Origin of the sequence: Moritella sp. F3, assembly GCF_015082335.1 — a bacterium.
Classification (GTDB): Bacteria; Pseudomonadota; Gammaproteobacteria; order Enterobacterales; family Moritellaceae; genus Moritella.
The window spans coordinates 1-22,301 of the sequence record NZ_BLRL01000019.1 but is presented as its reverse complement, the minus strand read 5'-3'; the positions used below and the strand labels follow the sequence as shown (position 1 = coordinate 22,301).

Here is a 22,301-nt window from a genome sequence, read left to right as displayed (position 1 = left end):
ATAAACTATAAATTAGCTGTCAAGTTAGATATTAATACCAATAAAACCAAAATAACCAGAGAGATAAACTATGCAGTTAGCGAAATCATTACAGGCAATTAAACCATCTTACATCAGAGAAATTTTGAGTGTCGCTAACTCAGCAGATGTCATTTCATTAGCGGGGGGGTTACCGGATGGTGATCACTTTCCATTAGCATTAATGGAACAGAGTATTCAGCAATTGAGTACCCGCGCAGAATTATTCCAATACGGCAGTACAGCAGGCTATGCACCGCTACTAGCTTACTTCCGTGAATGTTATCAGTTGTCTGATGAACAAGATGCATTAGTGTGTACTGGTTCGCAGCAAGGCCTAGATTTGATTGCCCGTGCCTTTTTAGATGCTGGCGATAAAGTGGTAATGGAAGCACCGAGTTATTTAGGTGCTTTACAGGTGTTTGGATTAGCACAGGCTAGCATTGAAAGTATTCAGCAGCGTGAAGATGGCCCTGATTTGCAAGAGTTAGAGCAATGTTTTGCGAATAAGACGATTAAGATGTTTTATGCGGTACCTGATTTTCATAATCCTACCGGTGTATGTTGGTCACTTGAAGTACGTAAAAAAGTAGCACTGTTATGTCAGCAATATAATGTTGCGCTGATTGAAGATGCTCCTTACCGTGAGTTACGTTTTTCAGGCTCTGAATTACCTTTGGTATCGAGCTTCTGTCCTGAACATGCAATTGTGCTGCGTTCATATTCTAAGATTGCGACACCGGGTATTCGTTTAGGTTTAGCGAGTGGCCCTAAAGCATGGATCTCGGCACTAGAGCGAGTTAAACAAGGCGCTGATTTACACTCAAGCCAACCGATGCAAGCGGTATTACTCGACTTGTTACAACATGAAGACTTTCCAAAGCACTTAGATGGATTACGTCAGTTATATCGTCAACGTTATCAACATCTAGCAGGTTTATTAACCGCACAATTACCTGTTAATTGTCAGTTTGAGCAGGTGGAAGGTGGCATGTTTATTTGGCTACGCCTGCCTGATTGTGATGTTAATATATTGGCTAAAGAAATGCTTGCTGTGGGCGTTGCAGTGGTACCTAGCTCGGTATTTTATCAGTCAGAATTAGGAAAGGGGGCTGCATTTAGATTAAACTTCACTAACGCTTGCCACGATGATCTTGCCTTAGCGGTTAATCGCTTGGTACAAGTACTGGCAAGGGTGAAATAGTGATCTTGGTACTATAGTATTAATTATTTTATAATATTTTAATAGAAGTTTGAACTAAAGCATTAATGCTAGTGTCGTTGGTTCCTTTCTAGGACTACAATCGTGTTACTTTTAAATTATAAGGACACGGTAGTCGCTATGTCAAAAAATGGAATTTCAATTGCGCTCGCATTAGCATTTACATCTCTAGCCTCATCAGCAGCGAGTTATGCACCTGATGGTCGTTCAAATGCGATGGGTAATATCGGTGTTGCTACAGCTGACTATTTAGTAGCTCCGCTTTATAACCCTGCATTACTTGCCGTGTTTCATGAATCTGATGATGTCGGTATTTTATTACCTGCTATCGGCGTAAATATCAAGGATGCAGATAGTTCATTAGAAACGATCACAGACCTACAAGATGCTATTGAAGATTTTGAAAATAATCCTACTCCAGGTGGGCAGGCTGAAATTGATGGCTATCTAGCAGAGCTAGATGGCAATGCCCCTGTAAATGTAACAGCCGGAGTCGCTTTTGCAATTGCAATCCCAAGTAATAATGTGTCTGTTAGTTTATATGGCCGTGGTTATGTTGAAGCTATTTCGAAAGTTATTGTAACTTCTGATTATAGTACCTCAAAAGTTGAGATTACAGGTTTTGGTTATTCAGAGTTAGGTTTAGCGTTAGCTAAAAGATATCAAATATACGGTGAGTCATTTTCATTTGGTGTAACACCTAAATATCAAATATTACAAACTTATTCTGATGTGACGAGTGTTGCTGATTTTGACGTCGAACTAGAAGATGCAGATTCAGAAGTAACTGCATTTAACTTCGATTTAGGTGCAGTCTGGATGAAAAATAATTTCCGCACGGCACTCGCTGTCAAAGATGTATTGGCACAAGAAATTAAATCAAAATCAGGTCGTACTTACGAGATGAACCCACAAGCAACGTTAGGTTTAGCGTATGCCGTGGAGTATTTCATGTTCGGTGTTGATGTGGATTTAACAGAACAAACGCGTTATGTGGAATTAGAAGATAATACGCAGTTCGCACGTGTTGGAGTTGAATTTAATGCATGGCATTGGGCACAATTACGCGCTGGTTTCGAACATGATATGCAAGGTACGATGGAAGATTCATTAACAGCTGGTATTGGTATTAGCCCATTCGGCACGTTAAACCTTGATGTTGCAGGTTCTTACGGCAGCGATAATCAAGTCGGTGCGTCAGCGAGCTTAAGCTTTACATTCTAAGCGGGTTTATATACCCCTTAAACCTTGAATAAAAGAAGGGCTGTACTATATATCATATAGACAGCCCTTTTTGTTACCTACCATTTCGATTTAACGATTCGTTAATAGATCTAAGTTGATAAACCTAAGCTAATTAAGCCTATTGATTAAGAGAAGATCTTCTCAGCCCAACGGGTTAAACCTTTGGTTACACTGCCAAAGTGATCACCAATAATGATTTCACAGTTAGGGTAGTGCTGTTGAATATATTGGAAAATGATTGGCGACTTAGCTGTACCACCAGTCACGAAGATAACATCCGGTGTGGTTTGAGCTAGTGTAATGGTTTCATCCATTAATGCTTTAATTTTTGTTAGCTGCGGTGCATTCGCAATTTCTAAGGCTTGGCGAGCTAACGGTAACGTTAAACCATTTTCAACAAAGCTTAAATCTGCAATTGTGCTGCTATCTTGTGATAGTTGCTTTTTCATCTGCTCTGCAAGATTAACCACTTGATAAGTTTGTTTTTGTTGCTGCACATTGAGTAAGCGCGCAATCAACTCTTTTTGTTCGGCGTTCTTATATAAATCTTTTAATGCAATAAGACTACGTTGGCTATAAAAGTCTGTCTGACTGCCAATGTCATTAATTGCGACCGCATCCCAAAATGGTTTTACTGGCATAGGTAAACCGCTGATTAGGTCTGAGCCTAAACCAAATAATGGCATTAATGATTTTTGAGCAAAATGAATATCAAAATCATTACCCCCAATACGTTCACCTGAATAACCCAAAACATGTTGGAAACGATCACTCAGACCGTAATTTTCTGGACCCATCTTGAGTAATGAGCAATCCGTCGTACCACCACCTATATCAACCACAAGCACGGTCTTTTCTTTCGTTAGACTTTGTTCGTAATCAAAGCCTGCTGCAAGCGGTTCATACAGAAATTCGATATCTTTAAAGCCAGCACGTTGCGCAGCTGTCGTTAACAGTGATAATGCCTGTTTGTTACTTTCTTCGCCTCTAATACCTTGGAAGTTGACCGGTTTACCCATGACAACTTGGGTTATTTGCTTGTCTAATTGCGATTCCGCTTTGTTTTTAATATTGCAGATCATTGCGGTGACGACATCTTCCATTAGCGCGAGTTGTGCAGGACTTAAACTCGTGGCACCTAAGAATGATTTTGGCGACTTGATGTAATAGCCTTCTTCAGGGTCTTCTAGATAAGTATCAAGGGCTTCTTGGCCGAAGAAAATCTGATCTTCATAGCCTTCATGAATGAGGTTGCTACCAGCTTGGATTGGTCCACGACGTAATTGCAGATAGTTAGGTTTTGCTACTGATTCTGGTAAGTTGCGTGCGACCCAGTTAGGGATCATATTACGATGCGAAGCATATAATGTAGATGCGAGATAAGAGCTGCCCTGGCCAAGGGAAACCAGTTCAGGATTAGCATTGTTAATATACCCAACGGCGCAGTTAGAAGTACCGTAGTCAAAACCGACAAACATAATTTATTCCAATAAAATCACACAAGCCGCGCATTGTACACTGCTGGGAAGAGCGAAACCAGATTGAAATGAAACCCTGTTTATGTTTTATTAAAACTTGCTCGCTTATCACTGCCTATTGGTTATAACTAGTACACTCTTACGTAGTCAAGGTAGCTAAACCGCGCAGTAGAAATAACTAAAATAGCATAGTCAGGATAAGCGGTTTATATTAATCTAAGCCAATAATATGGCCAGCATCGTCAATATCAATATTAAGATAATTAGGCTTGATATTCAGTCCCGGCATCGTCATGACTTTCCCTGCAAGCGCAGTAATAAAACCTGCACCAGCATTCAATCTCAACTCGGTAACGGGCAATTCAAAATCACCAGGTATGCCTTTAACGCTAGGATCATGGCTGATAGACATCGGCGTTTTAGCTATACACAGTGGTAAGTGAGAGAACCCAAGCGCCTCAAATCGCTGCATTTGCTGAGTTGCTTGTGCAGTTAGTGTGACGTTATTAGCGCCATAGCCACTTTCAGCTATGGTCAGCAGCTTACTGATTATTGTAGTATTTACATCATAGAGAAATTTAAAGTTGCTGGTTTGCTCTGTAGCGGCTGCGACTGTCTTCGCGAGCTGCTCCGCGCCACTGGCACCCTGGGCAAATGACTGGCTTATTTCACAACCAAATGCAGCTGTTTTAGTTACAGCATGTTGTAACCAATCGAGTTCTTCTTGGGTGTCTGTAGGAAAGTGGTTGATAGCGACTACAACAGGTACGCCATATTTAGCCACATTATTGATATGCCAATTTAAGTTACTAAACCCTGCTTGTAGTCTGTCCATATCAGGTTTATTTATATCGAGGTCACTCGCTATACCACTATTAGCCTTAAGCGCTTTTAGCGTCACGACGAGCACTGCGGCATCAGGTGCTTTACCTGACTCTCTCACTTTAATGTTACAGAATTTTTCAAATCCCATATCTGAGCCAAAACCAGCTTCGGTCACGACAAAGTCGGCCAGTTTAAGCGCGATCTTATCGGCAATAATAGAGGAGTTACCGTGGGCTATATTGGCAAATGGACCTGCGTGAATAAGGCAAGGTTGGCCGCTAATTGTCTGCATTAGTGTTGGTTTAATGGCTTCAACCATAATTGCGGTCATTGCCCCTGCAGCACCAAGATTTTCTGCGGTAATCGGATTAGCTGAGGTGTCAAGTGCAAGTACAAGGTGACCAATACGTTTTCGCATGTCGGTTAAATCATGGCTTAACGCTAAGATAGCCATTAATTCTGAGGCTGCGGTGATATCAAAGCCTGAATCATGTACTGGCCCATTTATAGCTCCAAGACCAACGGTTATATGGCGTAAACTACGTTCGTTATGATCGATAACTCGACGCCAAAGGAGTTGTTGCGGGTCTATATTAAGCGCTGTTTGCTCGGACTGGCGAGTAAATTCAGCTGTGCCTAATCGAGTTTCATGAAATAGACGAGCATCTAGCGCCGCTGCTGCTAGGTTATGAGCACTGCTAACGGCGTGAATATCACCTGTTAAGTGTAAATTCATTTCTTGCATCGGGATCACTTGGGCGTAACCACCGCCAGCGGCACCGCCCTTGACGCCAAATACAGGCCCCATACTAGGTTGGCGAATACAAGCACATGATTTTTTGCCTATGTGCGCAAGTCCCTGTGTTAGACCAATCGTCGTTACTGTTTTACCTTCACCGTGGGGCGTTGGCGTAACTGCTGTGACGATGATTAATTTACCTTGCTGTTTTGCTGCTAAGCGCTTTAGTAAAGCTGGGTCTACTTTGGCTTTTGCATCTCCGAATGATGTCAGCTCATGAGAAAGAATACCGAGTTTATTCGCTATATCAGAGATAAGCTGAGGGCTTGCTTGATTTGAAATTTCAATATCTGAGAGCATCATATATTCCTAACAGGTTTATTTAAAGGCTTTATCTTAAGAGGCATATGTTTAAGAGACATACTGTATTAGGCGCATTGTTTAGTGGGCATAGTAAGGTAAAACATGACAGATAAGAAGATGTTCGTATTGTGTTATCGCCATTTTCGAACCTAGGTCAATAAAGCCCAACAATAGACCAATCATAGCCTTGTCATTACAGCCAATGCTAAAGCAAACACGCTCTGTTTAAATAAGTTTTATAGGTATGAATCTTATGTGAATGAGTCTTATATCAACGAACCTTGCTTAAAGTTATGTCGCAATTAATGGATTAATATCATGATAAATAAAGTAGAAATTGAAACCGCGGATGGTTATCAACTTGTCGCGAGTGAGTTTAAACCAGCGTCTAGTAATGGGCGCGTAGTCATTATAAACGGTGCTACAGGGGTATTACGCAAGTATTACCAACCCTATGCCGCGTTTCTATGTCAACAAGGCTTTACCATCATCACTTATGACTATCGTGGTATTGGCGACAGTAAACAAGCGAGTGTGAATGCAAAACCTGCCAGCATGATACATTGGGGGCAGTTGGATATGGATGCGGTGCTGACATGGACACAAAAGCATTATCCCGAAATGAAAATTGCTGGTATAGGACATTCTATTGGCGGGCAGTTACTGGGTATAACACCAAATAACAATCGTTATGCATCATTTCTTAATATTGCCGCACAGCAAATTCATTGGAAAAACTGGGAACGTAAAGATCAGCCATTATCTGTACTGTTCTTTTATTGTGTCCTGCCGCTATTTTTCAGTGCAAATAAGGGCTTACCAAAATGGGTTCTCGGTGCGGAGTACTTACCCAAGCAAGTGATCCGCGATTGGAGTCGCTTTGGCCGCAAACCTTTCTATACAGATGAGCAAGGTAATGAGTTACATGATGGCTATCACCGCTATACTGGTAATATGCGTTTTTATGCAATGGCAGATGACAATCGATTTGCCCCACCGAGCTGCGTTAAAGCACTGCAGCGGCATTTTAAAAATGCACCATCGGATATGATCGTCGTCGACCCGAAAAAAGTGGGGATGAGATCGATAGATCACTTTGGATTCTTTAAACGTTCAATGTCTGAGTCTGTATGGCAAGATACGTCAAATTGGTTAGCTTCATCTTCGTAGAGGTGGCTTAAATTATTTTTGATCAAGCAAAAACTAATTTTAACTAGAAAACTTTTATACTTCTGAAGTACCGAGTGAAATAATGTTGTTTGCGTGCTAATCTTGCCGAAAAATACCATTCATTATTACAAAGTAAGGCCTTGGCTTGGCACAATCAAACATAAAATTTCACCTTTTAGTGATACTTGCTACTACCTTAGTGGCGGGTTCATTTTTAGCATCTGCAAATCTAGCTGGTCTAGTAAACCCATTTTCTTTAACCTTATTGCGCTTTACTGGTGCGGTAAGTGTGTTATTACCGTTTATATTATTTACCAAAAAATGGCGTAACAAGGTATTAAGAACCTTGCCGCGTTCGATGGTGATTAGTCTATTTTATTCGATGTTTTTTATCTGTCAGTTTGAAGCATTGAAAATAACTACGACGTTAAATACCGGTACCTTATATACCTTGGTGCCATTCATTACTGCTGTGTTATGCGTATTGGTGTTTAAAGATAAGATTAAAGCAAAACAGTTAATGATATACCTGCTTGGTGCCTTAGGTACTTGTTGGGTTATTTTTGGTGGCGATTTATCCCAATTATTAGATTTTTCACTTAATAATGGTGATTTATTGTTTATCGCAGGCTGTTTGTCTATGTGTTGCTATTCAATTTCGATGAAACGTCTATACCGTGGTGACGAATTGATCGTCATGGTGTTTAGCACGTTACTTGGGGGCTGTATTTGGATGGGATTAGCGCTGTTGGTATCAGGTTTACCACTAGAGTGGCATTTGATCCAAGGTGAATCGATATTCTATATGGCGTACTTAGTGATTGGTGCGACGCTAATGACTGTGTACCTATACCAAAAGACGACGGTTGCGTTGGGACCAACTCGGGTGATGGCCTATATTTATATGAACCCTGCGGTTGTAGCCTTGTTGTCACTGCTCGTAAACGGTCAAACTATTAATATGCAAGTTGTCCCTGGTATTTTATTATCAGCTTCCGCTACCTTTTTATTACAGCGACAAGCAAACGCGACGAAAACCTAGATTGCGCATTCAAGTATTTAGCGTTACAACAGTGTCATGATTTTAATTCGTTGTTAACGCTAAATACAGAAGGTGCTATATGTTTAACACCCGCAGAAAATCAAAAAGTTTAGAAATCAAGCTGTCTCATACCGATCGTGCAAATGATATTCGTGGCGTAAACCAGCTCGCAGTCGATGCTGTGACAGGGTTAACGGACATCGTTGAAGCACTGCATTACACCATTTTAAGCCTTGGTCTTAATGATAAAACCACGCCGACAAAAACACGAGGCGTGACTGGCTTTGTTTATCGTAATATTCGTAGTATCACTGCGTTCGTCGGTGATAAAGTGGATTTATCTTTATCACAATTTGGCTCGGCTTTGGGCCAGCATGAATCATCACTCAAACGTGAAGTGGCCATTTCAATGCTTAATGGTGTACTCGGCGATTATTTACTTGAACGTCAAAACCCGCTTGCTGTGATCATGCAATTACGCCGAGATGGTGTCGCATTAACAGATGTAGCCTTACGTAATCTTATTCAAAAATCTGATGGCAAGATATTGTTGATGGTACACGGCTTATGTATGAACGATCTGCAGTGGCAAGTTGATGAACACGATCATGGTATTGAGTTAGCACGTGACCTTGGTTATGAGCCAATTTATTTACACTATAATACCGGTCGTCATATCTCTGAAAATGGCCGTGATTTAGCCGCGCTCCTTGAATATTTAGTGACGATATCACCACAACCCTTAACACTTTCTATTCTTGCTCACAGTATGGGCGGGTTAGTCTCTAGAAGTGCTTTTCATTATGGTGAAAAAGCTGGGAACTCTTGGTTACAACAAGTACATAAAATGGTATTTTTAGGGACGCCACATCACGGCGCTGCGCTCGAAAAGGGCGGTAATATGATTGATATATTACTGGGATCCAATCCATTTAGTTTACCGTTTGCTAAGCTAGGTCAAATCCGTAGTGCTGGTATTACTGATTTACGTTACGGCTCGATAATTGATGAAGACTGGCAAGGTAAAGATCGCTTTAGTTATACCTCTGACGATCGAGGATCACTGGCGTTACCTAATGGTGTGCATTGTTATACCGTTGCAGCAGTGAAAAGTAAGCAATCCACAGTCGTTGGTGATGGTTTAATTGGTGATGGTTTAGTGAATGTAGACAGTGCCCTTGGTCGTCATAACGATGATTTACTACACTTAACTTTCCCTGAGCAACATCAATGGGTTGGTCGCGATATGAATCACATGGATCTGCTTTATCATCCTGATGTATATAGTAAAATAAGACATTGGTTATTAGATAAGTAAATTTGGAGTCAGTATATAGCGTCACGAGCCTGTTATCAGCTATCGGTTATCTGCTATACTGTGCGCCATAACTTAAATTGTGAGTCATAATGACATCACGCTAGCCTGATTAGGACTAATTAATGACCAATAATGATATTTTACGCCGTATTCGCTACACTTTTAATTTCAGTGACGACAAAATGATTACTTTGTTTAAACACGCTGAAGCAGATGTTACACGTGGCGAAATCAGCGATTGGTTAAAAAAAGATGAAGATCCAGCATGTGTGCGTCTTAATGATACGAAAATGGCTACTTTTTTAAATGGTCTAATTAATGCGAACCGCGGTAAAAAAGACGGCCCACAACCTGAACCTGAGCATGCGATCAATAACAACATTATTTTACGTAAGTTAAAAATTGCGTTAGATCTTAAGAATGAAGACGTTCTTGAATTATTAGAAATTGCTGGATTCCGTTTAGGTAAGCATGAACTAAGTGCATTTTTCCGTAAACCTGATCACAAACACTTCCGTGAATGTAAAGATCAAGTATTACGTAACTTCCTTGCAGGCCTGCAAATAAAACATCGTCCAGAAGATAAGTAATAAGATCAAATATAATGAACAGAAAGAAAAAAGTTGTTTCAACATTAAAGAAAAAAGCTAAAAAAGCGAATGCTAAATTAGCACCAAGTTCTAATAAGCCACGTTACATTTCTAAAGCTGAACGAGAAAAAATGGCATTAGAGGCAGAGCTTGTTTTACAAGATAATGTTTTACAAGAAACTACTCAGCAAGAAAGCGTTCAGGAAGAACCAAGTGTTGAAAAAGATCAAACTGCAGCAGAATAGCTAGCTAAAATGTAAAATAACAAATATAAAAAAAGGTATAGCGACGCTATACCTTTTTCGTTTCAATCGATTACAGCTTAGAAAATAGTGTACTGATTACGACCATTTTCTTTACTCTTATACAATGCACTGTCCGCATTCTTTGTCCAATGATCAACCGACTCTACATCCGCTATAAACTCAGCCATACCAATCGATATTTTTACTTGGATGACATTACCATCATCTAACACTAGCGTGCTCTCAATCGCCTTACGCAGACGCTCTGCTAATATAATCGCATTATCAGCCGTTGTATTCGTCAAGCAAATGGCAAACTCTTCACCACCGTATCGCGCTGAAAAATCGGTTTCTCTGACGCTTTCTCGGATCACTCTTGATACTTCCGCAATAACCTTATCACCCGCAACATGGCCATAAGTATCATTGACCTTTTTGAAGTGATCAATATCAAGCATCATTAATGTTGATGTCTGCTCGTAGCGTTTAACGCGTTTAAACTCATTATCAATGAGGGTATTCCAGCGATGGCGGTTAGCAAGTTGTGTTAGCGCATCTGTTTGGCTTAAATGTGCGAGTTTTTCATTGGCTTTATCAAGCTGCAAACGGTTAATCGCAATATCGGTAACATCATAAATAATTAAACTTACGTGTGTGACTTCACCTGTGAAAGATGCCAACGGTATGATTGTCATGTTCTGAAACATAAACTCTGAAATACCAGTCACAGGTCGGTAGTTATTAAAACGGAAGATATAAGGGCGCTGTTCCCAACTGGTGAAAGCGTTATTTTTGAGTAAAAAAACTGAATCGATCTTACTGCGTAACCAGGCTTCTGGTAGCTCAGGGAAGTGTGAGAATAGCGGAGTATCTTGCATATCTCTCGCACTTACTCCACTGTGATTACTCATAAAGTCGTTCCAAAGTTGAACTTTTAAGTCTTTATCTAATACCACAAGACCCGCGTCAATGGTTTGTACCATATTCATGATCCAATGAAACTCACTCAATGAACTTTGATTATCCATGTTAACAATTCCTTGAAGCGGTCAGCTTATTTGATCGCTGTGTATTTAAATAAGTCATCAAGACAAACTCAGTTAATCGATGAGGTAAGAAAGGCTATTAAGTAAACTCGGCAGCGATCTCTCAGTAAACAGCATTAATAGATCACATTGTACATTGTGGTGTTCAATCTGATAATTTATTTCAATCGCAACGGTTTTTTGTTTACGGAAATTATTCGCATTTATCATCTCTTGTACTGTGCTGTGTTGACCGAGAACAGAAGGGTGGCCTTGGCTAAAACTAACGTTTAGCTGCTGGCTAAAGCCTTGTAGGAATGCGCCAATGAGAATATTCGCCGTGTCCATGAGAATTTCTTTCTCTTGGAAATTTGAATCTTGGTTATCAATGCCCATTAACTTAGCCATGTCATCAAAGCTTGAGTCATGGAATAACAATAATGCTTCACCAGAAATACCAGAGCAGATAAAGCCTTGGCAAACGGTTGATATCGACGCTTGTTCAGAGGCTGCAGACAACGCCATGGTTAATTCACTGGCTTCTAAAACATTTACGTTCGGTACAGGTAATAACACGAATACATCGAGTAAACGTGCTAATAAATCGGCAGCTTGTCCCATTGCTACATTAGCCACTTCCTGTAATGCATCACGAAATTCAGGTTGTAGTTCGAGCTCTTTGCTTAATGACGGCAAGGTATCTGGAATCGATTTGATTAAATCTTGTTGTCTCTTTTCTGCTTTTTGTTGGGCTATTAATTGTACTTCCGCCCGAGAGAACTCATCTTTATCAACGATGCCGTAATTGATCAGGATAGTTTCGATTTGCTTACTTGTTACCGGCTTTTTGATAAATGCCAGTGCGCCTAATGCGGTAACCCGTTGGTGAGCTTCTGCTTGGATATCACCAGAAACAACAATAACTAGTGCATTTAATTGCTCTTTTTGAATGGTCTCTAAAACTTGGTAGCCGTCCATTACTGGCATATTCAGATCGAGAAATACGATGCTACCTTTACCTGCTTTGATTAAATCAATGCCTTCGGCTCCGTTAGATGCAAAGCTAACGTCTACATCCCAATAGGGAGGAAGTGTTCTAGCCATTTGTTTACGAGCTAGGTTTGAATCATCACAGATTAATACAGAAACTGACATGAATATCCTTTTTCAATTTCAGTGAAGGAGCACAGAATTAGGGCGTAATAGTAACTAAAAAACGGGGGGAAGTAAAAGAAATAGAAGCGGACAAAGAGGAAATAATAACAGTTCAAGATAGTGTTATTGAAAATATGAGCAGTAGATAACACTGCTCATAAATATGTTTATTGTGGTTTAACAACCATAACATTCATTGATGCTGCACTGACCACTTTCGCAGCGATAGAACCGATCACTGCAAGCTCTAATTTAGCGCGCTTATGGCTTGGCATAACGATTAAATCAGCATGGTATTTATTCGCCGCTTTAATGATTTCTTTTGATGGGCGGCCTTCAGCCATGTGAATGTGCGTTGTAATGCTGTCATCAATATGTTTTTTAGCAAAATCTTGTAATGCTACATGCGCAGACTTGCGGATCTCTTGCAAAACAGATGCAGGGAAATGCGCAGAAACCATTGGCAGTTGAGACGTTGGTAAGACGTTTAACAAATGGATGTCTGCACCCGCTATTTTAGCTAATGCGCAAGCGTGTTCAGCTGCGATATGACTAAAACCTTCTTCGTTAAGATCAACCGGTAATAAAATCGTTTTATACATAATAAGTTACTTATTTAAAATGAGTGATGTAGTGAGTGCTAATCAGCATTTCATCAGTAAAGAAATGCAGTGTTAGAAAATCCACTGCATTTCATATTCTGGATGATAATTACTTATTGGCTGCGATACGGCGACGCTGACCAAATGCAATACCTGCAAGTAGCAATAATGCTGGAATGAACAGGAACTCTTTCGCTGGACGGTCTAATGGTCGTTCAACCATGAGAATACCCCAATCAAAGTCAATACCTGATTTTTCAGCTGGAGAGTCAAAACCAACCATATCAACAATTGTTTTGTCACCCTCGGTACGTAATTCTAAACCAGTACTTAATAATCGTTCTGCACCTGTGATCGCATCTTCAGCAAAAGGTAGCTGTACAATTTTAGTTTGGAATGCACCATCGAGTGTTTCGCCTTCAACGCGCAAGCGTACATCAGTACCAACAGGTAAATCAGCAAGTACTTGCTCAATATGTTGCGGGCTTACTTCTTCAATTGGTGGATAGACCATATCCCACCAGAAACCAGGGCGGAATAAGGTAAACGTGATTAATAATAATCCGATCGTTTCATACCATTTCGATTTTGTTAACCAGTAACCTTGCGTCGCTGCGGAGAATACCAGCATCGCAGTGGTCGCCGAGAAGATGGTTAGAAGCAAGTGACCTATTGAGTCCACACCAATCAATAATAGCTGAGTATTAAAGATGAACATGAAAGGTAAGATCGCGGTACGGATGTCGTACATGAAACCTTGAATACCAGTCTTAATTGGATCTGCTTTGGCAATGGCGGCTGCAGCGAAGGCTGCAAGACCCACTGGCGGTGTATCATCGGCTAGGATACCAAAGTAGAATACAAATAAGTGCACTGCGATTAGCGGTACGATCAAGCCATTTTGAGCACCAAGTTCAACAATCACTGGCGCCATCAATGTTGATACCACGATGTAGTTTGCTGTTGTTGGTAAACCCATGCCTAAGATCAAGCTAATAAGCGCGGTAAAGCCGAGCATCAACATGATGTTACCACCAGAGATGAACTCAACAAACTCAGTCATCACTAGACCGATACCTGTCAACGTTACTGTTCCCACAACAATACCTGCAGCAGCAGTCGCTACACCGATACCGATCATGTTACGTGAGCCAGTTACCATGCCATCGAACAATTCAACAAAACCAGTTTTAATTGCACTTGGTATTGGTTGGCTTTGTTTGAAGTAAGCTTGTAATGGGCGCTGCGTGATCACGATAAAGATCATGAATACAGTTGCCCAGAATGCAGATAGACCTGGAGAGAAACGTTCAACCGTTAAACACCATACTAATACTACAATTGGTAGTAGGAAGTATAAACCTGCTTTTGCTGTTGGCCCCGGTTCTGGTAATACAAGCAGTTCACTGTCTGGATCATCAATTTCAAGTTCAGGGAATTTTGTTGAATATCTAACTAAGGCGACATAAATAACAACTGTTGCGATACCCACTATCCAAGTTGCAGCATCACCAAAGACATCTTTCGTCCAGCCGATACCATAGTACACAGCAAAACTAAGCACGATGATTAGCACCACAACAGACATAAACGAGAATAAGCTCTGCGCTAGTGTCGGTTTATGACGACGTGGTAAACCTTCCATGCCGGCTTTACATGCTTCTAAATGCACGATGTAGATTAACGCAACGTAAGAAATAAGCGCAGGTAAAATCGCCGCTTTAATTACTTCGATATAAGGAATACCAACGTATTCCACCATCAAGAATGCAGCAGCACCCATAATTGGTGGCGTTAGCTGTCCATTGGTTGATGCCGCAACTTCTACAGCACCCGCTTTAGTCGCAGGGAAACCAACACGTTTCATCAACGGAATAGTAAAGGTACCTGTTGTTACTACGTTCGCAATTGAAGAGCCTGATACTAGACCACTTAAACCTGATGCAACAACGGCTGCTTTTGCAGGACCGCCACGCATGTGACCAAGTAGTGAGAATGCAACTTTAATGAAGTAGTTACCAGCGCCTGCTTTATCAAGTAGTGAACCGAATAGTACAAACAAAAATACGAATGACGTTGATACGCCAACAGCAACACCAAATACACCTTCGGTAGTTAACCATTGGTGAGACATGGTTTTATTTAAACTTGCACCTTTGTGGGCAATAATGTCCGGCATATATGGGCCAGCAAAGGTATAAGTTAAAAATACCGCTGCCACGATCATCAGTGGTGGACCTAAAGAACGGCGAGTCGCTTCTAGCAGCAATAACATGCCCGTCGTAGCAACTGCTGTATCAAAGAAAGTCGGTGCACCAGCACGATCAGCTAGTTCATTATAAAATAGGAAAAGGTAAGCAGCACAAAAAGCACCTACGAATGCAAAAGCCCAATCAGTCAGCGGCACATGGTCGCGCGGTGACGATTTCATCGCAGGGTAAGCTGTAAACGCTAAAAAGATAGCAAAAGCTAAATGGATCGAGCGGGCTTCAGTATCATTAATAATACCAAAGTTTAAAATGAACGGCAGAGGAGAGGCATACCATAATTGAAATAACGCCCATATAAACGGCACTATTAACAAAATCTTTTTAGCAATACCTTTAGGATCGCGCGCACCAGTATCTGATTGTGCAAGCATTTCCTGCAGTTCAGCATCCATGCTAGTGGTTTGATTTTCTGTTTTAGACATCTGTCCTCCATCATTCTTCGATATGTGATCGTAAGAAGTGGCTCGGTTATTCGTTAGTTGAATAATTAATAATTACAGGACTCTTAATATATGAAAGGCTGTACTGCTTATCAGCTTAACTAATCCGTAGTATAAGAATAGTCAGTAACAGGAGTAAGAGTAGTAAAAATTGAATTATGATTATAAAGTCGGATAAATAATTTGATATAAAATATGAAGGGGACAATGTCCCCTTCATATTATTCAAATAAAAGAGGGCTTATTTTAGGCCAACTTCTTTGTAGTATTTAGCTGCGCCAGGGTGAACTGGTGCGCTAAGTGCTGCTGTCGCCATGTCTTCTTTTGTTAGCGATGCAAATGATGGGTGTAAACGCTTAAATGTATTAAAGTTCTCGAATACAGATTTAGTTACTTCATACACGATTTCGTCAGACATTGATTTTGGTGTAACGATTGTTGCACGCGCACCAAATGTTACTGTGTCTTTTGGCGTACCAGTGTAAGTGCCACCTGGAATCGTTACTTGGCTGTAGTAAGGGTTCTCTTCAATTAGTTTTTCAACCGTTGAATCGTTAACTGTTACAAGTACTGCGTCACACGTTGTTGTAGCTTCTTTGATTGAACCATTTGGGAAACCAGCGAAGAATACGAATGCGTCGATTTTGTTATCACATAGTGCTTGAGATTGTTCGTTTGCTTTAAGTTCTGATGTTAGTGAGAACGCACTGTTATCCCAGTTGTAAGCTTTCATTACAACATCCATTGTGCTGCGTTGGCCTGAACCTGGGTTACCTACGTTTACGCGTTTACCTTTAAGATCTTTAAAGTCTTTGATGCCAGAATCTTTACGAGCAACAATAGTTAGTGCTTCAGCGTGTAGTGAGAATACCGCGCGTAAGTCAGTGTAAGGGCCTTGATTCTTGTATTGGTTTAAACCTTTGTAAGCATAAAACTGTTGATCAGATTGTGCTACACCGAAATCAAGTTCACCAGCACGCATTGTGTTGATGTTATAAGCTGAGCCACCAGTACTTTCTACTGAACAACGGATGTTGTGCTCTTTACGGTTGCGGTTTACAAATTTACAAATTGCACCACCGGCAGGATAATAGACACCTGTAACACCACCAGTACCGATTGTAATAAAGTCACTTGTTTTCGCTGTTGCGATACTTGGTGCAGCAGCTGCTACTGTCAAACCTGCGATAGCAAGTGATTTTGCAATTGTTTTTGTAATAGACATGTTGTGTTCCTTTTAATAAGTCATTAGTCGCTTGTTTACTTCAGGGCATTCTGTGGCCATGAAATTGAATCCGTAAATTCAAGTGGGTGTATTTAATCAGCAAAAATAAATAATGCAATACTTATGATACAGCAAAATAACCCATCATTATCTGTTTTGACCATACTTTGTGACACTGAATTAACATAAAGTAAACATTATATGATTTTGAAGTGATTTAAGCTAAATTCTAGTACACACTGGGGTCTTAGATAGATTTTTTTGTATATAAATACATATTTGTAAATTTGAATTAGTTATTTTGCGAGGGATATTATATTTTGTTAAATGTTCATAACATAAGGTAAATATTTATTCTAATGGTTAAATACGTGAACTCCATCACTGAATAGGTTGGCTGTTTTGTGTTCGTTTCAAAGAATATTACAGATATAAAGCGTCATAGATCATGGTTAAAAGTCGAAAAAATGCCTGAAAGCTTGCATTTTATAACGTGAAACAAGCGGATTATAGAGTCTAAATGTAATTTCTGCTCCTTGTTGGCGCTGTGATAATTGACTACAGTCTATTGCTGAAATAACCCCCGCTTTCGGATAACCACCTATCGTTTGTCTGTCTTGAAGCAAAATAATAGGTTGGCCATTAGCTGGGAGTTGCACGCTGCCTAGTGCCACACCTTCCGAAGTTAATGCTGTCGGGAGATCCGTGATCATGTCACCGACTAATTGATAGCCCATTCTGTTTGCTTGCGTGCTGATCTGATATTTATTGGATAGCAGTTGATGCTGCTGTTTTGACGTCAACAAGGACCATTGATAGCAAGGTAATAAACCCAAAGTAAGAGGCGCTGAGTAATTAGGAATATAATGTCGGGGAACCATCACTTCTGCTGGTAAATCAGTGGCTGTTTTTACGTATTTAAGGCTGGCTATTGATGCGGGTAAAAGTTGGCTTTGATATAACGGTGTACTGGTCGCTGGGCTAAGTTCATCGCGGATCACTGTGCTACGACTTTGGTAATCTGTTTCTGTTTGTAGGCCACCTAAAATGGCGAGATAACCACATTTCCCTGTTTTTGCGCTACGGTACTGGATCACATCACCAGAGTTTACATGATGGGTTTGCCAATTAAATGCAGGTTTATCATTAATCGTTACGCCAAACTCTGCACCACAGATAGCGATTTGAGTATCAACTAAGGCTGTTAATGTCACTAATCCATAATGGATCTCAATGCTGGCCATATTACTGTGATTACCCAGTATTTTATTGGCCCAGAGATAGGCGTGCAGATCTGCTGGCCCGCCAGGAGTAATGCCTAAGTGTTGATAGCCAAACCGACCAAGGTCTTGAATTAAGCTATGTATTCCCGGTTTACTCACTTCAAATGCAGAAATGTGTGTCATGACGAATTAGCCCTCTGTAAGTTCTTGCCTTGGCCTAGATGCTGATATTGATGAAAGTCATCTAGGGATATTGGTTCAAATTTAACTTGGCAACCTACTGTAAGGCAATCTAAAGCAGCAGGGCTTTGTCCTATTATCTGCCAGCCACCGGGACTGGCTTTTGGGTAGATCGCGGTTTGATTATCTGCAATTCCAACACTTCCGGCCGGAACTTGCGTTCTTGGTGCCGTATGCCGAGGCATTTGAATGCGTTCATCAACATTACCTAAGTAGCCAAAATTCGGCATAAAGCCAATAGCATAACAACTATATATAGTAGAAGAATGGATGTGGATGATGTCAGTAATCGATAATCCACTACGCTGTGATAATGACTCTAAATCTGGCGCAACGTTTTGATGGTAACAAACCGGTATTGTGATCGGTAATGTAGGGAAATCAACAGCTTTTAAGTGGGCACTTAATACTTGCTTAACATGACTGTTGATTCGATGGATTAACTGCTCTGGCTCTATTTTCATGATATTAAAGCTAACTAGCAAGGTTTGGTACGAAGGGATGACATCAGTAATCGCTGCCTTTAAATTTGTTGAGTTAATTAGCTTTAGATTTAAGGTATAGATAACGGGTAATAGTTGGCTGTTATCTGCATTTGTAAAACGAATAAGGATCGCATCATAACCAATCATTTCCAGGTGGTACTGCATCGCTAATCCTTAGTGCTCATTAATGCTGATTTTATTTGCGCGATCGCGGCAATAGATTGCGCATTATCGCCATGAACACAGATCGTGTCAGCCTTTAGCTTGATTAACTTACCTGTATTACTTATTACACAGCCTTGCTGTGCAAGTTGTATTGCTTGATTGATAACCTGACTCTGCTGAGTTAGTACAGCATCTGTTTGGCGTCTATCTTGTAATAATCCTGAATCTGTATAGCGACGGTCGGCAAAAGCTTCGAATAGTAATGGCACCTCAAATTGAGCTGCAAGTGATTCATTATGACTATTATCTGCTTGTGCCATCAGCATTAGTGGTAAGTTAGCGCTAAATGCTGCGACACCTTTAAGAATCGCAATGAGTATTGCCTTATCTTGCATCATATCGTTATAAAGCGCGCCGTGCGGTTTGACATAACTGAGCGGAATGTCTTGTTGCTGACAAAAAGCGGCGAGGGCACCGACTTGATAGAGTATTAAGGCTTGGATCTCATCTGCAGTGCATTGCATATGGCGACGGCCAAAGCCAACAAGGTCGGGATAACTAGGATGTGCGCCAACTGCGACATCGTATTGTTTAGCCAGCGCGACTGTTTTCTGCATAATAAGCGGGTCAGAGGCATGAAAACCACAAGCGATATTAGCCATATCAATATGCGGCATGACAGAGTCATCCATACCAAGTTGCCAATGGCCAAAGCTTTCGCCCATATCACAATTTAATTTCACTGGTTAATATCCTTATTAACAAACTCTTTCTATATAGTAGTGGGCAGTATTTAGAGCTAATTTGGGTTTAGTCATCGAAAGTTATTCTGGTTCATTCACTAAAAGTATAGATATTAGTTATTGCAGCAATTAATTATGATGGCAAGTATTTTATATAGATGAAGGATCTTATTGAGGAATTAACGGAGCAATTAGCATAAACGATGGCAAGTAGCATAAACGGCGGGAGAGTTCATTTAGACGAGATCTGATTAGCTCAGAAATAAAAATCCCTAACAATGACGTTATCACGTGTTAGGGATGTGAGCATTTAATCCATTAGTCAGTCTGCGACCTGCAAACTATCTGTTTGGCTGTGCTTTAAATGTTTTACCTGTTTCCGCAACGCTATCGTTACCCATGAGGTAAAGATAAAGCGGCATGATCTGCTCAGGTGTGAGTAATACTTTTTCATCTTCACCAGGGAAGGCTTTCGAGCGCATACCGGTACGTGTTGCACCAGGATTAATACAGTTAGCTCGCACATTGGTATTCTCAAATTCGTCAGCTAATGTTTGCATCATGCCTTCAGTAGCAAATTTTGAAATTGCATATTCAGCCCAGTAAGCACGGCCTTTCACACCAACGCTTGATGACGTGAAAATAATAGAGGCTTTGTCGGCTTTTCTAAGGACGGGTAATAGCGCACTCGTCATGAATAACTGAGCTTTAACATTAACCTGCATTACTTCGTCATAGCTTTTTTCATCAATTTGATGAAATGGACCTAATACACCTAATTGACCTGCATTGTTCAATAAACCATCTAGTTTACCGAATTGCGTATCAATGGTATCAGCCATGTCTTTATAGTTTTCAACCGTCGCGCCTTTCATATCAAGCGGAATAATCGCAGGTGTTGGCGCGCCAAGCGCTTCGATTTCATCATAAACAGCTTCAAGTTTAGAGACTGTTTTACCCAGTAATATAACTGTCGCACCGTGTGCTGCATAGGTTAGCGCTGCTTGACGTCCAATGCCATCACCGGCACCTGTTACTAAAATAGTTTTGTTTTCTAATAGATTTTTTTCTGCTTGATAATCCATTTTTTGGGTTCCATATCGACATATCTGACAATATTGTAACCTGCAAAGCTTGTAGATGCGATGCTGTAGATGCTATAAAGAGCAAAAATAGATATAACCGACCGAGGATTAAGATTTGGAATTTTTAAATGAATACGGTATTTTTTTAGCGAAAACGCTAACATTCGTTTTGGCATTATTATTTGTAGTGGTCAGTATTATCAGTCTTACGTCTAAGCAAAAGAAGACCAATGGACGTTTAGAGATCACTAATTTATCAGAGCAATTCAAAGATGTTGAAGATGAACTTCAGCTACACCTTGTGTCTGAGGATGAAGCTAAGTTATTAGAAAAAGAACAACACAAAGCAGAAAAGAAAAAACATAAAGCAGAGCTGAAAGCACTTAAAAAAGCACATAAAGAAAAGGCCAAACAGAAAGACGAAAGCAAAGCTGAGGAGCTTGAATCGCGTTTATTTGTACTCGACTTTACGGCTGGTATTGATGCTAAAGAAGTTGCCTCGTTGCGTGAAGAAATTACGGCTATTTTATTCGTCGCCAACGAGCGTGATGAAGTCTTAGTGCGTTTAGAAAGTGGTGGTGGTGTTGTGCATGGTTATGGCCTTGCAAGCTCACAGCTAGAACGTCTAAAACAAGCTAATATTAAGCTAACTGTCGCGGTAGATAAAGTCGCTGCGAGCGGTGGTTACATGATGGCATGTATTGCTGACCATATCATTGCAGCGCCGTTTGCGATTGTGGGTTCTATCGGTGTTGTTGCTCAAATTCCAAATTTCAATCGTCTATTGAAAAAGAACAATATTGATGTTGAACAGCTTACTGCTGGCGAGTTTAAGCGTACGCTTACCATGTTTGGTGAGAATGATGAATCTGGACGTGAAAAATTCCAGCAAGAGCTTGAAGAAACGCACGTATTATTTAAAGATTTTGTCAGCGCTCATCGCCCTGCAATGGATATTGAAAAAATCGCGACAGGCGAGCATTGGTTTGGTACTCACGCCCACGAACGTGGCTTAGTGGACACTTTACAAACCAGTGATGATTACTTATTAAAAGCCAACAAGTCGCAAACTATTTATACCGTGAAATATGTAGTGCGTAAAAAATTAGCTGAAAAACTCGCTCAAGCTGCATCAATGGCGATGTCGACAAGTTTAAATAAGTTTTTACAGCAAAGTAAGTACCCACATTTATAAATTGTAAGTACTTCATTGCAAAAAATAGATTGATGTATAAAACTAATGTATTGATGACTGACGGTTTATTTATTTGATTTTTATTTATTTTTAGTGCTTTAATCTACATTTTAACGACCACCTTAGTGGTATATTTTTGTATGAATTCTAAGCATTAGAAAAATAATTAAAAAAATATTGACTACTATAAGTG

General features: G+C 40.4%; 19 protein-coding genes. 8 read left to right on the top strand and 11 right to left on the bottom strand.

Annotated features, from left to right (window positions below; genetic code table 11):
* Window positions 1–70: 70 nt before the first annotated feature.
* On the top strand, window positions 71–1,222 hold the full coding sequence (locus JFU56_RS20620; RefSeq protein WP_198439132.1) for a PLP-dependent aminotransferase family protein: 1,152 nt from the start codon (window positions 71–73) through the stop codon (window positions 1,220–1,222).
* A 138-nt stretch (window positions 1,223–1,360) separates the two neighbouring features.
* Window positions 1,361–2,464 (top strand): conjugal transfer protein TraF, encoded by a 1,104-nt coding sequence (locus tag JFU56_RS20615; protein ID WP_198439131.1) that lies wholly within the window; start codon window positions 1,361–1,363, stop codon window positions 2,462–2,464.
* Between the two features lie 146 nt (window positions 2,465–2,610).
* On the opposite strand, the gene yegD is transcribed toward JFU56_RS20615, so the two are convergent.
* Both yegD and JFU56_RS20605 read right to left on the bottom strand, forming a co-directional pair.
* The gene (gene yegD / locus JFU56_RS20610; protein WP_198439130.1) at window positions 2,611–3,963 is read right to left on the bottom strand and encodes a molecular chaperone; all 1,353 of its coding nucleotides are present in this window, start codon (window positions 3,961–3,963) and stop codon (window positions 2,611–2,613) included.
* A gap of 211 nt (window positions 3,964–4,174) precedes the next feature.
* The gene (locus JFU56_RS20605) at window positions 4,175–5,887 is read right to left on the bottom strand and encodes a formate--tetrahydrofolate ligase (RefSeq protein ID WP_198439172.1); all 1,713 of its coding nucleotides are present in this window, start codon (window positions 5,885–5,887) and stop codon (window positions 4,175–4,177) included.
* A 321-nt stretch (window positions 5,888–6,208) separates the two neighbouring features.
* Here JFU56_RS20605 and JFU56_RS20600 point away from each other — a divergent pair, with 321 nt between their 5' ends.
* The 5 genes from JFU56_RS20600 (at window position 6,209) to JFU56_RS20580 (ending at window position 10,255) form a co-directional block, all read left to right on the top strand.
* On the top strand, window positions 6,209–7,060 hold the full coding sequence (locus JFU56_RS20600) for an alpha/beta fold hydrolase (RefSeq protein ID WP_198439129.1): 852 nt from the start codon (window positions 6,209–6,211) through the stop codon (window positions 7,058–7,060).
* Between the two features lie 145 nt (window positions 7,061–7,205).
* Window positions 7,206–8,102: a DMT family transporter gene (locus JFU56_RS20595; RefSeq protein ID WP_198439128.1), complete on the top strand. Its 897-nt coding sequence runs from the start codon at window positions 7,206–7,208 to the stop codon at window positions 8,100–8,102.
* 79 nt (window positions 8,103–8,181) lie between these two features.
* A complete protein-coding gene (locus tag JFU56_RS20590) occupies window positions 8,182–9,420 on the top strand; it encodes a triacylglycerol lipase (RefSeq protein ID WP_198439127.1) in 1,239 nt (412 codons plus the stop codon).
* 122 nt (window positions 9,421–9,542) lie between these two features.
* The gene (locus JFU56_RS20585) at window positions 9,543–10,010 is read left to right on the top strand and encodes a DUF1456 family protein (RefSeq protein ID WP_198439126.1); all 468 of its coding nucleotides are present in this window, start codon (window positions 9,543–9,545) and stop codon (window positions 10,008–10,010) included.
* A gap of 14 nt (window positions 10,011–10,024) precedes the next feature.
* Window positions 10,025–10,255 (top strand): DUF2986 domain-containing protein, encoded by a 231-nt coding sequence (locus JFU56_RS20580; RefSeq protein WP_198439125.1) that lies wholly within the window; start codon window positions 10,025–10,027, stop codon window positions 10,253–10,255.
* A 77-nt stretch (window positions 10,256–10,332) separates the two neighbouring features.
* On the opposite strand, the gene JFU56_RS20575 is transcribed toward JFU56_RS20580, so the two are convergent.
* The 9 genes from JFU56_RS20575 to JFU56_RS20535 all read right to left on the bottom strand — a co-directional run bounded on the left by JFU56_RS20575 (window position 10,333) and on the right by JFU56_RS20535 (window position 20,913).
* Window positions 10,333–11,283, bottom strand: a complete 951-nt coding sequence (locus JFU56_RS20575; protein ID WP_198439124.1) for a GGDEF domain-containing protein — start codon at window positions 11,281–11,283, stop codon at window positions 10,333–10,335.
* Window positions 11,284–11,355: 72 nt separating this feature from the next.
* Window positions 11,356–12,435: a response regulator gene (locus tag JFU56_RS20570; RefSeq protein WP_198439123.1), complete on the bottom strand. Its 1,080-nt coding sequence runs from the start codon at window positions 12,433–12,435 to the stop codon at window positions 11,356–11,358.
* 167 nt (window positions 12,436–12,602) lie between these two features.
* Window positions 12,603–13,037, bottom strand: coding sequence for a universal stress protein (locus JFU56_RS20565; RefSeq protein ID WP_198439122.1), 435 nt, complete (start codon window positions 13,035–13,037; stop codon window positions 12,603–12,605).
* A gap of 109 nt (window positions 13,038–13,146) precedes the next feature.
* A complete protein-coding gene (locus JFU56_RS20560; RefSeq protein WP_198439121.1) occupies window positions 13,147–15,729 on the bottom strand; it encodes a TRAP transporter permease in 2,583 nt (860 codons plus the stop codon).
* Between the two features lie 259 nt (window positions 15,730–15,988).
* Window positions 15,989–16,972: a TAXI family TRAP transporter solute-binding subunit gene (locus JFU56_RS20555; RefSeq protein ID WP_198439120.1), complete on the bottom strand. Its 984-nt coding sequence runs from the start codon at window positions 16,970–16,972 to the stop codon at window positions 15,989–15,991.
* Between the two features lie 452 nt (window positions 16,973–17,424).
* Window positions 17,425–18,378 (bottom strand): biotin-dependent carboxyltransferase family protein, encoded by a 954-nt coding sequence (locus JFU56_RS20550; RefSeq protein WP_198439119.1) that lies wholly within the window; start codon window positions 18,376–18,378, stop codon window positions 17,425–17,427.
* Window positions 18,375–19,085 (bottom strand): allophanate hydrolase subunit 1, encoded by a 711-nt coding sequence (locus JFU56_RS20545; protein ID WP_198439118.1) that lies wholly within the window; start codon window positions 19,083–19,085, stop codon window positions 18,375–18,377. Before JFU56_RS20545 ends, JFU56_RS20550 begins: the two co-directional genes overlap by 4 nt.
* Window positions 19,086–19,087: 2 nt before the next feature.
* Window positions 19,088–19,828 carry a 5-oxoprolinase subunit PxpA gene (locus JFU56_RS20540; RefSeq protein ID WP_198439117.1) on the bottom strand — a complete coding sequence of 247 codons (741 nt, stop codon included), beginning with the start codon at window positions 19,826–19,828 and terminating at the stop codon, window positions 19,088–19,090.
* A 341-nt stretch (window positions 19,829–20,169) separates the two neighbouring features.
* Window positions 20,170–20,913: a YciK family oxidoreductase gene (locus JFU56_RS20535; protein ID WP_198439116.1), complete on the bottom strand. Its 744-nt coding sequence runs from the start codon at window positions 20,911–20,913 to the stop codon at window positions 20,170–20,172.
* Between the two features lie 115 nt (window positions 20,914–21,028).
* Between JFU56_RS20535 and sohB the strand changes: the two genes are divergently transcribed.
* A complete protein-coding gene (gene sohB, locus JFU56_RS20530) occupies window positions 21,029–22,108 on the top strand; it encodes a protease SohB (RefSeq protein ID WP_198439115.1) in 1,080 nt (359 codons plus the stop codon).
* Window positions 22,109–22,301: the final 193 nt, after the last annotated feature.